The sequence below is a fragment of the Tateyamaria algicola genome, from assembly GCF_047715485.1.
In the GTDB taxonomy this organism is placed as follows: Bacteria; Pseudomonadota; Alphaproteobacteria; order Rhodobacterales; family Rhodobacteraceae; genus Tateyamaria.
The window spans coordinates 3,912,143-3,925,558 of sequence record NZ_CP180422.1 but is presented as its reverse complement, the minus strand read 5'-3'; the positions used below and the strand labels follow the sequence as shown (position 1 = coordinate 3,925,558).

At 64.3% G+C, this 13,416-nt stretch carries 12 protein-coding genes and 1 pseudogene; 7 read left to right on the top strand and 6 right to left on the bottom strand.

Annotated features, from left to right (window positions below):
• Positions 1-6: 6 nt before the first annotated feature.
• On the bottom strand, positions 7-534 hold the full coding sequence (locus ACMHLQ_RS21860; RefSeq protein WP_415405333.1) for a component of SufBCD complex: 528 nt from the start codon (positions 532-534) through the stop codon (positions 7-9).
• A gap of 136 nt (positions 535-670) precedes the next feature.
• Between ACMHLQ_RS21860 and hemB the strand changes: the two genes are divergently transcribed.
• The 3 genes from hemB to ACMHLQ_RS21845 all read left to right on the top strand — a co-directional run bounded on the left by hemB (position 671) and on the right by ACMHLQ_RS21845 (position 2,901).
• Positions 671-1,672, top strand: a complete 1,002-nt coding sequence (gene hemB, locus ACMHLQ_RS21855) for a porphobilinogen synthase (RefSeq protein ID WP_415402774.1) — start codon at positions 671-673, stop codon at positions 1,670-1,672.
• Positions 1,669-2,055: a GFA family protein gene (locus ACMHLQ_RS21850; RefSeq protein WP_415402773.1), complete on the top strand. Its 387-nt coding sequence runs from the start codon at positions 1,669-1,671 to the stop codon at positions 2,053-2,055. Before hemB ends, ACMHLQ_RS21850 begins: the two co-directional genes overlap by 4 nt.
• A gap of 279 nt (positions 2,056-2,334) precedes the next feature.
• Positions 2,335-2,901 (top strand): YSC84-related protein, encoded by a 567-nt coding sequence (locus tag ACMHLQ_RS21845; RefSeq protein WP_415402772.1) that lies wholly within the window; start codon positions 2,335-2,337, stop codon positions 2,899-2,901.
• A gap of 63 nt (positions 2,902-2,964) precedes the next feature.
• Here ACMHLQ_RS21845 and ACMHLQ_RS21840 read toward each other — a convergent pair whose 3' ends face one another.
• Positions 2,965-3,837 (bottom strand): NAD(P)-dependent oxidoreductase, encoded by an 873-nt coding sequence (locus tag ACMHLQ_RS21840; protein ID WP_415402771.1) that lies wholly within the window; start codon positions 3,835-3,837, stop codon positions 2,965-2,967.
• A gap of 115 nt (positions 3,838-3,952) precedes the next feature.
• On the opposite strand from ACMHLQ_RS21840, the pseudogene ACMHLQ_RS21835 reads away from it, so the two are divergent.
• Positions 3,953-6,417, top strand: a pseudogene (locus tag ACMHLQ_RS21835) (penicillin acylase family protein).
• Positions 6,418-6,490: 73 nt separating this feature from the next.
• Positions 6,491-7,036 carry an rRNA large subunit pseudouridine synthase E gene (locus ACMHLQ_RS21830; RefSeq protein ID WP_415402770.1) on the top strand — a complete coding sequence of 182 codons (546 nt, stop codon included), beginning with the start codon at positions 6,491-6,493 and terminating at the stop codon, positions 7,034-7,036.
• A 106-nt stretch (positions 7,037-7,142) separates the two neighbouring features.
• Here the strand turns inward: ACMHLQ_RS21830 and hflX are convergent, their stop codons facing one another.
• The 4 genes from hflX to trkA all read right to left on the bottom strand — a co-directional run bounded on the left by hflX (position 7,143) and on the right by trkA (position 11,700).
• Positions 7,143-8,414, bottom strand: a complete 1,272-nt coding sequence (gene hflX, locus ACMHLQ_RS21825) for a GTPase HflX (protein ID WP_415402769.1) — start codon at positions 8,412-8,414, stop codon at positions 7,143-7,145.
• A complete protein-coding gene (gene hfq / locus ACMHLQ_RS21820; protein ID WP_007119530.1) occupies positions 8,414-8,653 on the bottom strand; it encodes an RNA chaperone Hfq in 240 nt (79 codons plus the stop codon). Before hfq ends, hflX begins: the two co-directional genes overlap by 1 nt.
• Before the next feature lie 129 nt (positions 8,654-8,782).
• Positions 8,783-10,324, bottom strand: coding sequence for a TrkH family potassium uptake protein (locus ACMHLQ_RS21815; protein ID WP_415402768.1), 1,542 nt, complete (start codon positions 10,322-10,324; stop codon positions 8,783-8,785).
• Positions 10,324-11,700, bottom strand: coding sequence for a Trk system potassium transporter TrkA (gene trkA / locus ACMHLQ_RS21810; protein ID WP_415402767.1), 1,377 nt, complete (start codon positions 11,698-11,700; stop codon positions 10,324-10,326). Before trkA ends, ACMHLQ_RS21815 begins: the two co-directional genes overlap by 1 nt.
• 160 nt (positions 11,701-11,860) lie before the next feature.
• Between trkA and ACMHLQ_RS21805 the strand changes: the two genes are divergently transcribed.
• Together ACMHLQ_RS21805 and ACMHLQ_RS21800 are read left to right on the top strand one after the other, a co-directional pair.
• Entirely contained in the window at positions 11,861-12,316 is a 456-nt protein-coding gene (locus ACMHLQ_RS21805; RefSeq protein ID WP_415402766.1) for a hypothetical protein, read from the top strand.
• A gap of 2 nt (positions 12,317-12,318) precedes the next feature.
• Entirely contained in the window at positions 12,319-13,326 is a 1,008-nt protein-coding gene (locus ACMHLQ_RS21800) for an ester cyclase (RefSeq protein WP_415402765.1), read from the top strand.
• Positions 13,327-13,416 lie beyond the last annotated feature (90 nt).

The window sequence follows — 13,416 nt, the reverse complement described above, 5'->3', positions numbered from 1 at the left end:
GCACTGTCAACCGCCGAAGGGGCCGACGGACATGTTTTGGTACATCCCCCACAGGGCGGTCACGAAAATCGCCACCATCCCGATGGCCTGCACATAGGTGCGATGGCGCGTCAGGCGGCGCCACAACTGCTCGCCCTGCGCCGCCTCGGCCTGGATCAGACGGGCGGTGGACAGGTTCAACGCCCCCACCAGAGACATGGGAAAGCCCAGCAGAAACAAGGCTTGCGCAAACTCGACCCGGTAGACAAAGCCCAACAAGGCAAGGCCCGTCAGCACGAAACACGTGATGCCCAGCACCCAGAGGCCAGAGATATTGCCGATATAAAGCAGGCGGTTGACGTTGATGCGCACAAGATCCTCAAGGTCCTGCGCAGACTGCCCGCCATGGCGACGCGCGCGCGCCACCATGTCATAAGGCACCCCCAACACCCAGTGGCTGGCCGTCGACCACACAACCGCCAGCGCGATCCAGAACCACAGGTTCGAGAACGAGCGCATGTCGATCAGTTCAAAGATGGTTTCGTGCCAGTCCACGGCTCGTTTCGTGCCCAATGCGTGTTATGCGTGTCTTGTTTGGCCCCTCTTACCTGTGCTTTGCGGCGGTGCCTAGACTTGGCAAGCGCAAAAATCCGTGCCACCCATGGCCTGTCAACCAAACTGGACAATTCAGATGCGCCCGACCCAAGCCCCATACCCCGCCACCCGCCTGCGCCGCACCCGCCAAAGCCCGGCCATCCGCGGCCTCGTGCGCCAACATACACTGACGGTCGAGGACTTTATCTGGCCCGTCTTCGTGCGTTCCGGCGAAGGGATCGAAGAGCCCATCCCCTCCATGCCCGGCGTCATGCGCCGCTCGGTCGACAAGGTGGTCGAGGCCGCGCAAGAAGCTGCCGATCTGGGCATCCCGGCCATCTGCATCTTTCCCTATACCGGTCTGGAAGAACGGACCGAGGATTGCGCAGGCGCGTGGGATGCCGACAACCACGCCAACCGCGCCATCCGCGCGATCAAGGCGGCGGTGCCCCAGATCGCGATCATGACCGACGTTGCGCTGGATACGTACAACATCAACGGCCATGACGGCTTTGTCGAAGACGGCGAAATCGTGAATGACCGCACGGTCGAGGCGCTGGTGAAAATGGCGCTCAGCCAAGCCGAGGCGGGGGCAGATATCATCGGCCCCTCCGACATGATGGACGGACGCATCGGCGCAATACGCACGGCCTTGGAAAAATCAGGCCACCAGAACGTCATGATCCTCAGCTACGCCGCCAAATACGCCTCGGCCTTCTATGGCCCGTTTCGCGACGCGGTGGGCGCATCCGGCGCGCTGACAGGCGACAAGAAAACCTACCAGATGGACCCGGGCAATTCGGACGAGGCACTGCGGCTCATCGAACGCGACCTCACGGAAGGCGCCGACATGGTCATGGTCAAGCCAGGCCTGCCCTATCTCGACATCTGCCGGCGGGTCAAAGACGCCTTTGGCGCGCCCACGTATGCCTACCAAGTGTCGGGTGAATACGCGATGATCAAGGCCGCCAGCGCCAACGGCTGGGTCGATCATGACCGGGTGATGATGGAAAGCCTGATGGCGTTCAAACGCGCGGGCTGCGACGGCATCCTGACCTATTTCGCGCCTGCCGCCGCCCGCCTTCTGAACGGCACATGACGCGCTATTCGGGCAGGTGTCATTGCGGCTTTGTCCGGTTCGTGGTCGAGGCCGAGATCGATCACAAACGCATCTGCAACTGCTCGATCTGTCACAAACGCGGCGCGCTGATCTTTCGCGTGCCCGATGAGGCGCTGGTGCTGCACACACCGCTGTCGCAGATGACGCTTTATCAATGGGGCTCGCACACGGCGCGCGACTACTTTTGCCCGCGCTGCGGTATCCTCCCCTTCCGCCGCCCCAGCGCCCCGACCCGCGCCGAGCGGGCCAAGGGCGTGCCGGAGTTCGACGGCTGGGCGATCAACCTGCGCTGCCTCGATGATTTCGACGTCTCAGGCCTGCCCACGCACCACATTCCGGGCCGCGATATCGTCCACGATTGACGACCGCGCGCCTTCGGGCACCAGCATGCATTAACACCCGTTAAAACCAGCTACCGCACCGTACGGCGCGCCAAGCGCCTGATGGCCCGACGCAATTCGAAACCGGTAAATATCCCGTCACCCCGGCGCACCCCTTGTCCCCGCGGGGACAGTAACGGATGTCCCGGCAGAAACCTGCCAAAGCCCTTCAAAGTGGTGACACTGCACCCCAATCGGCGTATACTTGCGCATAAGCGTGGGCAAACCACGCAGCAACATGAGCTATACAGGCGGTTCAACATGAAAAAGAACGGTATCTCGCGGCGCGCTTTCGCCGCAGGGGCGCTGGCCGGCACAGGTGTGTTGGCAGCGTGCGGAAACGGGGTCGGCAGCCGCGGATCAGCGACAATCGACGCGCGCGTCGCAGCGACGCTGGACGAGATGTATCGCAGCTATCCCAACACGGTCTCGCTTGCGGAAAAATCAAACGGCATGCTGGTCATGCCGCTGGTGACCGAGGCCGGTCTTGGCTTTGGCGGCGCTTACGGGCGCGGTGCCCTGCTCGTCGACAACGTGACGGTCGACTATTACTCGGTGATCAAGGGGTCAGGTGGCTTGCAGATCGGCGCACAGCAATTCGCCCACGTGCTGTTCTTCATGACGCAAGAGTCGCTGACCGAATTCCGCCGCTCGCCGGGCTGGGCCGCGGGCGCAGACCTCGAATACGTGGTCTCCGATCAGGGTGACAGCGTGGCGGCAGACACGACAACCGTGCTGGCCCCTGTCCTCGCAGCGGTCTTTGCCCGCGCGGGCCTGCGCATTGGCGCAACACTGGAAGGCACCAAGTACACACGGATCATTCCGTGACCTGACCGGGGTCGGTGGGTGGGCGCCTTTGCGTCAGCAAACAGAGCCACCCACCGAAATCACCTAGCCCATCGCGCGCAGGCGCTTGAACAGGCTCGACGTGTCCCAACGTCCGCCGCCCATCTTCTGCACGTCCTTGTAGAATTGATCGACCAGCGCCGTGACCGGCAGGCTCGCCCCGGTCTCGTCCGCCGCATCCAGGCAAATACCCAGATCCTTGCGCATCCAGTCCACGGCAAAGCCGTGCTCGAAATGATCATCCAGCATGGTCTCGTAGCGGTTGTCCATCTGCCACGACCCGGCGGCCCCTTGCGAGATCACCTCGACCACCGCGCGCCCATCCAGTCCCGCCTTTTCAGCAAAGTGCAGCGCCTCAGACAGGCCCTGCACCAGGCCCGCAATGGCAATCTGGTTGCACATCTTGGTGCGCTGGCCCGCACCGCTCTCGCCAATGCGGCGGCACAGCTTGGCATAGACATTCATCACCGGCTCGGCCCGTGCATAGGCGCCCTCGTCCCCGCCGCACATGATCGACAGCGCACCATTCTCGGCCCCCGCCTGTCCACCTGAGATCGGGGCATCGACAAAACTGATCTGCGCTGCATCCGCCACCGCATACAACTCGGCCGTCACCGCCGCCGACACCGTGGTGTGATCGACAAAGACCGTGCCCGCAGTCATCCCGGCAAAGGCCCCGTTCTCGCCCACACAGACCGCGCGCAAATCGTCATCATTGCCCACGCAGGCCATCACGAAATCGGCGCCCTCGGCCGCCGCCTGCGGCGTGGTCGCCATGGCCCCGCCATGGGCGTTCACCCAGTCCTGCGCCCGCGACGCGGTGCGGTTGTAGACGGTCACATCGTGCCCCGCCTTCTGCAAATGCCCCGCCATCGGTGCGCCCATCACGCCCATGCCCAGAAATGCCAGTTTCGCCATGTGATCCCTCGCCCATTTGATCTGATTTGCGCCGCCCTTGGCTTGCGCTTCTTTCTCTGCCTACCTAACAGTCATGTGCCAAGGGTCAACGTTAGCAAAAGGCACGGAATAAGCTATGGCAATTGTCTTTCAGTGGCTTGTGCGCCTGTGTGCCGCGCTGATCCTGCTGGCCGTGCTGGGTGTGGGCATGGTCTACTACCTCGCCGCGCGCTCGCTGCCGAATTACGATGCCATCGTGCGCGTGCCCGCCATCTCCGCCCCGGTCGAGATCGTGCGCGACAATGCGAATGTGCCCCATATCTTCGGCAGTCAGGATGCGGACGTGTTTCACGGTCTCGGCTTTGCCCACGCGCAAGACCGCCTGTGGCAGATGATGATGCTGCGCCGTACGGCCCAGGGTCGGCTGAGCGAGATGTTCGGCACAACCACCCTCGACATCGACAGCTTCGTGCGCCGCCTCGACCTCTACCGCCTGTCCGTCCAGTCGGTCGAGGCGCAGGACGAGGCGACCCTGGCCGCCCTGAACGCCTATGCCGCCGGGGTCAACGCGCGCCTCGACCAGATCAATGTCGAGGCGCTGGGGCGCGGCGCGCCCGAGATGTTCCTGTTCAACACCCCCTCGCCCCTTGGCGGCCCGCCGACAGCATCGCCATCGCCAAGCTGATGGGCCTGCAACTGTCCGGCCACCTGAGCGAAGAGGTGTTGCGCGCGCGCATGTCGCTGGCACTCGACGACCCGGCGCGCCTTGCCGATATCCTGCCCGACGTGCCCGGCGAAGGCATCGCCAGCCTGCCCGAATATGCCAGCCTCGTGCCCGGCGCGCAGCCGACCTATGCCGCGACCAACGCGGCACCGCACCCCCTGTCGCCCTTCCGCCCGCGCGGCTTGGCCGGGGCCTCGAACGCATGGGCGGCGGCGGCGTCCCGGTCTGCCTCCGGGGGGACGCTCTTGGCCAATGACCCCCACCTTGGGTTCACGGCCCCCGCAATCTGGTATCTTGCCCGGCTCGAGCTGGGCTCGGGCGGTGTGATCGGCGGCACTATTCCGGGCATGCCCGTCGTGTTGACGGGCCGGTCGGATCGGCTGGGCTGGGGTCTCACCACCGCCTATGTGGACGATCAGGATGTGCTGATCGAAGAGCTGAACCCCGACAACCCCGAGGAATACCGCACGCCCGACGGGTTCAAACCGTTCGAACAGCGCGATTCGATTATCGAGATCAAGGACACCGATCCCATCACCCTCACCCTGCGCTGGACGGACAATGGCCCCGTCCTGCCCGGCAGCTTTCGCAACCTCGGCAGCATCACACCGCCCGGCCATGTCGCCGCGCTCAGCTGGACCGTACTCAGCCCCCGCGACACTTCGCTTTCGGCGGCCTTGGGCGTGATGAAGGCGCAGACGGTGGCCGAGGCGATCATCGCCTCCGAAGACTACATCGCCCCGGCCCAGAACATCACGCTGGCCGATCGCGGCAGCATCGCGATGAAGACGATCGGGGCCATCCCGCGCCGCGACGAAAGCCACCAGAGCCAGGGGCGCATGCCCGCGCTCGGCTGGCGGCCCGAAAACCGCTGGCAGGGCCGTATGCCCTATGCCTCGAACCCGGGCTTTGTCTCTCCCATCGGCGGTATTCTGGGCAACACCAACAACAAGACGGTCGATCGCCCCTTTCCCAATCACGTGAGTTTTCACTGGGGGGACACGCAGCGCGTGCAGCGCTGGCAGCGGTTGATGCAAACGCGCGAGGTGCACACGCGCGACAGTTTCATCGAGGCGCAGCTTGACACCGTGTCCTTCACCGCCCGCTCGCTCTTGCCGCTGATCGGGGCCGAGTTGTGGTTCACGGGCGAGGCTGCCCCCGCGGGGACACCGGAGCGACAACGCCAGCGCGCTCTTGCCCTGCTCGCCGAGTGGAACGGTGAGATGAACGAGCATTGGCCCGAGCCGCTGATCTATGCCGCGTGGCTGCGCGCCCTGCAGGACCGTATGGTGCGTGATGAATTGGGGCCGATGGCCGACGCGCTGACCCATGTGGAGCCGTTGTTCATCGAACGCGCCTTTCGTGATGTGGACGGGGCCGCCATCTGGTGCGACGTGCAACGCTCGGCCCCGGTCGAGACCTGCCCCGACATGGCGCGTCTGGCCCTTGATGATGCGCTGATCTGGATCGCCGAGAACTGGGGCACGCAGCTTGAATCCCTGCGCTGGGGCGATGCGCATCAGGCCACCCACGACCATCAGGTGCTGGGGGACGTGCCCATCCTGCGCTACTTCGTGAACATCCGCCAATCGACCAGTGGTGGGGACAATACCCTGCAACGCGGGCTGACGCGTGGCACTGGGCCTGACCCGTTCGAAAACGTACACGGGGCGGGTTATCGCGGAGTCTATGACTTTGCCGATCCGAACTCTTCGGTCTTCGTGATTTCCACCGGGCAGTCGGGCCATTTCCTGTCGCGCCACTATGACGATCTCGCGCAACTGTGGCGGCGGGGCGAATACATCCCGATGTCACTGGACGAGGGCCTGGCGCGTGCCGCCGCGGTGGGCGTGACGCGCCTGGAACCGTTGCAATGAGGGTGCACCGGTCGGGGCGGCCTCTTCCCCTGCCCTTCATTGTTCCCCAAATATGCAGCCACGGCCGCCACGGATGACCACGATCCTGTTCAACAAACCCTTTGGCGTGCTGTCCCAATTCACCGACAAGGGCACGGCAGGATCGTCTCGCCCCACCTTGTCCGCCTATATCGACCTGCCAGGCGTCTACCCCGCGGGGCGGTTGGACCGCGACAGCGAGGGGCTGATGGTGCTGACCAGCGATGGCGCATTGCAGGCGCGAATTGCGCACCCCAAATACAAGGCGCCCAAGACCTATTGGGTGCAGGTGGAGGGCGAGATTTCGCAGCAGGCGTTGGAAGCGCTCGCGCGCGGAGTGACGCTGAAAGACGGTGTGACGCGCCCGGCCAAGGCGCGTGCCATCCCAGCGCCTGACGGGCTGTGGGAGCGTGACCCGCCGATCCGGGTGCGCAAGTCTGTGCCCGACAGCTGGCTGGCCTTGACCATCACCGAGGGGCGCAACCGGCAGGTGCGGCGCATGACGGCGGAGGTAGGGTTTCCAACCCTGCGCCTGATCCGGGCGCAGATTGGGGACTGGTCGCTTGACGGGCTGGCACCGGGTCTGTGGCGGCAGGTGTAGACGGAGACTGACGCAGTCTCCGGCAGGTTTTCGACGCGAAAACCGCGCCGCGCCTCGCGGAAACCGTGTCGGTTTCCAGCCGGTCTTTGCGCCAAAGACCGCTCCGTTACAAACCCTCGAACCGGGCCTTCTGGATGGCTGTCCAGCGCACGTCGAACTCGAATCCGTCTTCGCCCTGGCGCTCAGCCTCGACCACGTCCTGTTCAAACAGCCAGGCCCGTTTGCGCCCCTGCGAATAGGGCAGCACCAGCGTTTCGGTCGTGACCGCCCCTTGCAGCGTTTCGGCCACCTGGGCCAGCAGCGCCTCGATCCCCTCGCCCGTGATGGCGGACAGGGCAAAGATGCTGTCTTCGCGTTCAGCGCGGGCGCGGATGGCATCGGCGGCGTCCCCGTCCAGCAGGTCGATCTTGTTCCAGACTTCGAGTTGCGTGCGCGTGTCGTCGATGCCGAGATCGGTCAAGATGGTGCGCACGTCTTCGGCCTGCGCCTCGGTCTCGGGGTGGGAAATGTCGCGCACGTGGACAACGATGTCGGCGGCCAGAACCTCTTCGAGCGTGGCGCGGAAGGCGGCGACCAGTTCGGTGGGCAGATCAGAGATGAAGCCCACCGTGTCCGACAGGATCACCTCGGGGCCGTCTTCCAGTTCGACCCGGCGCATGGTCGGGTCCAGCGTGGCAAAAAGCATGTCCTTGGCCATCACGTCCGCGCCGGTCAAGCGGTTGAAAAGTGTGGATTTTCCGGCGTTCGTATAGCCGACAAGCGCGACGATGGGATAAGGCACCTTGGCCCGCGCTGCGCGGTGCAGCGTGCGGGTCTTGACCACCTTTTCAAGCTGGCGGCGCAACCGTACTAGTTGTGTGTCGATGGCACGGCGGTCCGCCTCGATCTGGGTCTCACCCGGCCCGCCCACAAACCCCAGACCGCCCCGCTGGCGTTCCAGGTGGGTCCAGGCGCGCACAAGGCGGGTGCGCTGATAGGTGAGTGCCGCCATCTCGACCTGCAATACGCCCTCGCGGGTGGCGGCGCGGTCCGAGAAGATTTCGAGGATCAGGCTGGTGCGGTCGAGCAGTTTGACCTTCCACGCCTTTTCCAGATTGCGCTGTTGTACGGGCGTGACGGGGCCGTCGATGAGGACCAGTTCGACTTCGGCGTCATGCAAACGCCGCCCCAATTCCTCGATCTTGCCCGAGCCAAACAACAGACCTGCCCGAACTTTGGGCAGTGGCACGATTTCCTGCCCGACCACCTGCAATTCAGGCAGCGCGTGGGCCAGAGACACGGCTTCGGCCAGCGCGAGCGTGGCATCGCGCCGGGTCTGATCGGCTTTGATATCGGGATGGAGCACCCAGGCGCGGGTAAACTCCGGCATCTCCCCCATCAAGAGGCGTCTTCGCCCTCATATAGCGAAATCGGCTGGCTGGGCATGATGGTCGAGATGGCGTGTTTGTACACCAACTGGCTTTGACCGTCACGGCGCAGCAGCACGCAGAAGTTGTCAAACCACGTGATAACGCCTTGCAATTTCACACCATTAATCAGGAAAATCGTCACAGGCACCTTGGTCTTGCGCACGTGATTCAAAAACGCGTCTTGTAAATTCTGTCTGTCCGAAGCCATGTCGGTTAACCCTTTTGTTCTTGCTTTGGCCTGCGGATCAGACCGTCCCTCCGCGCGGAGTATGTCTTGGGGTTTGCGAAGATTCCAGCCCAAAAAACAGTCCGTTACGGACCTACCGCGAAGCCTTGCCTAACCGCGCCACAAATCCGGTGTGAAAAGCGCGATGATGGCCAGTGTCTCGAGCCGCCCAAGCACCATGGCGGCGACGAAAATCGCCTTGGCCGCCCCGCTGAGTTCGATCAGGCGGATCGGTTCGCTTGCGGCTACATCCAGCAGTGGGCCCGTGGTCGACAGGCCCGACACCGCAATGACCAAAGCGGTGTCAAAGGGCACGCCCGCTGCCGACAGCAGGATGCTGATCAGCGCAAGCGTGATGGCAAAGAGCATGAAAAAGATCCAGGCGATGAACGCCCCGTCCTTTTGCAGGCGCCGCCCCATCGTGCTGGCCCCGCTGACAGAGGATGGGTGGACCAGCCGCTCCATCTCGCGCAGGCCATTGAGATATAGTGCAAAAACGCGCAGCAGTTTCACGCCCCCCGCCGTGGTGGCGACCCCGCCACCGACCAGCGCCAGCCCCATCAGCAACAGGCCCGGCGTTTCCAGCCCGGACCAGGCCTGCGCATCCGCCCAGTTCGCCGAGGCAAAGCCCGTTGTCGTCAGGAAGGAGAGCACCGTAAAGGCGCTGCCCCAGAGCGCGCGGCCCGCATCGGCAAGGTTGTCCTGCGCATTCACATCGACCGCCCCGAGGAAGTGGCGCACGAACAGCACGACCGGCACGGCAATAACCAGCGCGATGCCGATGCGGAATTCGGGGTCGCGGATCAGCCCGCCGGCTTCGGATGTGACGGTATCGGTCGAGAAGGTCAGCCGCGACAGCGCAAACAGCATGAAGAGCAACATGACCGCCTCGCCCGCCATGCCCGACCCCTCGCCCGTGAGCCCCCCAACAGGCGAGATGCCCGACGTGGCCATGATCGACATCGCATGGCAGAGCGCGGTGAGCGAGGTGTCGCCCCCCACGGTCAGCAGGATCCACAACAGGAGTGTGAGCGCCACGTAGATCGGCAACAGCACGGCCCCGACCTTGGCGATGCGCACGCGGACTTCGGGTGCGGACATGCCGATGTCGCGCGACGCACTGCGCCCCGGTTCGGCCCGCGCCGTGACTTCGAACCCACCCAGGTTGAGCGGTGCGAGGATGGCAGAGGCGGCCACCCACATCAGCAATCCGCCCATCCACCCTACCTGCGCACGCCACAGATGCAGCGTGCCGTTCAGCCGGTCGGGATTGTCAAAGATCGTCGCCCCCGTCGTGGTGATCGCGCTGACCATTTCCACATAGGCATTCAGAAACGTGGTCGTGCGCAGCCCCTCGAAAAAGGGCACAGCCAACATCACCGGCAGGAACACGAACACGCAGAGCAGCGACATGAGCGGGCCAAGTGTGCCGTGGCGCGGATCGCGCCCCGCATGGGCCAGTGCGATCAGGAAAAACACCGTCAGCCCCAGCAACCCGCTATAGAGAAAGGCCCGCGCCGCCACCAAATCCCGCACCACGCCGCCATAGACGGCAGGCACCAGCATGGCCGCCGAAAACGCCCCTACAAGCAACAGAAACAGCGGCAAATGCAGCACCGTGGCCCAAATGCTGCGTTTGGGTCGGCTGCGCATCAGAAGAAGTCGATGGACACCTGCATCAGGCGCTCCACCTCTGGCACGTCCTTGGCCAATGCAAAGAGTGCGATCACATCCCCGTCGTCGATGCGGGTGTTGCCGACGGGCCGCATGACCTTGTCGCCCTTGCGGACCGAGCCGACAAGCACGCCCTCGGGAAAGTCGATCTCGTTGATCTTTTTCCCGGCCATGGGTGAGGTCGACAGCACTTCGGCTTCGATCACCTCGGCATCGGCATCGCCGATGGAATAGACCGAGCGCACACGCCCGTGCCGGATATGGCGCAGGATCGAGGACACGGTGGTGGCGCGCGGGTTGATATAGGCATCGATCCCCAGCGCGCTCATCATCGGGACAAGCGTGGGGTCGTTGATCAGGGCGATGGCGTAGGGGCACCCTTCGGACTTGGCGCGCACTGCGGCCAGCATGTTGGTCTTGTCGTCATCCGTCACGGCCAGCATGGCATCGGCGCGGCTGACCCCCGCCTCGGCCAGCAGCGTCACGTCGAGCCCGTCGCCATTGAGCACAATGGTGCGCTCCAGCGCCTCGGCGGCCAGTTCGGCGCATTTGCGGTTGCGTTCGATCACCTTGGTGCGCACGCGGTTCGTGCGTTTTTCCAGGGCGCGGGCCACGGCGAGGCCGACATTGCCCCCGCCCACGAGCACGACGCGTTCCTGTTTCGACATCGTCTTGCCGAAAACTTCCATGGTGCGCGGCACATCGTCGACATGGGCAAAGACATAGGCCTCGTCCCCTGCGAACAGCTGGTCGCTCGCCTCGGGCGCAAAAAGCGTCCCCTCGCGCCGCACGCCGACGACGACAACGCGCAAGGTCGAGAACAGATCGGTGAGCTGGCGCAAGGGCGTGTTGAGCACGGGGCAATCGGCATCAAGCGCGATGCCCAGGAGTTGCGCCTGCCCGTCGATGAACAGTTCGGTGTCAAAGGCCGCGGGCGCGCTGAGCCGCTGCAGGGCGGCGGTGGCGACCTCGCGTTCGGGGCTGATCACCACGTCGATGGGCATGTGATCGCGCCGGTAGAGGTCGGAATAGATCGCCGTGAGGTAGGACTGGCTGCGCAGCCGCGCGATCTTGCGGTTGATGCCAAAGACCGAGTGGGCCACCTGGCAGGTGACCATGTTGACCTCGTCCGAGTGTGTCGCCGCGATGATCATGTCCGCATCGCGCGCCCCGGCCCGGTCGAGGATGTCGGGATAGCTGGCAAAGCCTGCGACCCCCTGCACGTCCAGCGTATCGGTGGCGCGCCGCACGAGGTCGGGGTCGCTGTCGACCACAGTGACATCGTTGCGCTCACCCGACAGGTGGCGGGCGATCTGCCAGCCCACCTGGCCTGCTCCGCAGATGATGACCTTCATCTTTGTCCCCGTATTGGGGCGCGTCACGGGGCGCCCGTCTCAGCCTCTTTGCATGACAGACAGCGCGCACAGGGTCAACGTCTGCGCAACGGCAAGCCCATGGCGCGTGCGGGACTGAATCGCAATTGTCAAAGCGGCGGGCTTGGGTCAATGTCCGGCCATGCGTGCGATCTGGATCCTTCCCCTGTTGTTGTGCGGCTGTCTGCCGGTCTCGACCTACTATGCCGAAGGGGTCAGCGCGGCCCGGCTGGACCGGGACAACACCCAATGCGATGTCGTTGCCCTGCGCGATGCGCCCGTCGCCAACCAGACGCGCCAGTACCCCTCGCGCTTTGTGCCGCGCCGCGTCTGCGATGCGTCCGGGCAATGCTATAATCGCGGCGGATACTGGGTGCCCGGAGAGATCTATACCGTGGACGTGAACAAGGATTTGCGCAGCCGCGTCAAGGCCTTGTGCATGGGTGATCGGGGGTATCGCCCGGTCGAACTGCCTGCCTGCCCACAAGGGGTGGCCCAGGCCGCCCCACCCGGCCCCTCGCCCGTCCTGCCCCGCCTCAACGCCAACAGCTGCGCCATTCGCACCGATGGCGGCCTGCGTATCGTCACCCAAGGATAACCATGACCGATCTTTCCCGTGCCAAGGCCTGCGTGCAGGCCCATCACGCAGCGCTTGCGCGCGCCACCCCCGAGACTGTGGCCGATGCCTTGGCGGAGCATTTGAGCCCGCAAGCCACGTGGCGCGGGATGCACCCGTTTCATGTGCAGACCGGTGCAGGTGCCGTGGCCGAAGTGTTCTGGACGCCCTTGTTGCAGGCCATGCGCAACGTGCAGCGCCGTCAGGATGTGTTCTTTGCAGGCGAAAACGATCTGGAGGCGGGTGGCACCTGGGTCGCCTCGATGGGCCACTTCATGGCGTTGTTCGATGCGCCATTCCTGGGCATTCAGCCCACCGGCAAGATCGTGATGATCCGCTATGCGGAGTTTTCACGGGTGGAGGGTGAACAGATCACAGAACAGGCCCTGTTTGTCGATCTGTTGCATCTGATGGCGCAGGCGGGTCAGTACCCCCTGTCCGAGATGACGGGCGCACAACTGGTGCAGCCCGGGCCAGCCACCCATGACGGGCTGCTGTTTGACGCACAGGATGTCGATGAAGGGCGCAAGACGCTGGATCTGATCGAGCGCATGATCGGCTCGATTGACGAGGCGAACACAGCGGACAATCCGCCCACCTCGCAGGAAGAACTGGCGCGCAACTGGCATGACGACATGGTGTGGTGGGGGCCGACCGGGATCGGCGCGACCTACACGATTGAGCGCTATATCGAACAGCACCAGCGCCCGTTTCGCACGCAACTGGGCGCGCGCACCTTCAACGGGCATATCTGCCGGATGGCGGAAGGCACCTATGGTGGCTTCTTTGGCTGGCCGAACCTGTCGATGGAATGCAGCGGGCCTTACCTCGGCCTGCCGCCATCGGGGCGCGTGGCGGACATGCGGGTGGTCGATATCTATCGGCGTGAGGGCGACAAGCTGGCCGAAAACTGGATTTTCATCGACATGCTGCATTTCCTGAACATGCAGGGGCTGGATGTGCTGGCGCAATTGGCGGTACGGGCGCGCTAGGGCCGTTTTCCGACACGGAAAACGGTTGGAAAACGACGCGTTTTCCGGGCGCGCGGCCTGGGCAGCGCCCTTTTTCCGCGTCGGAAAAAG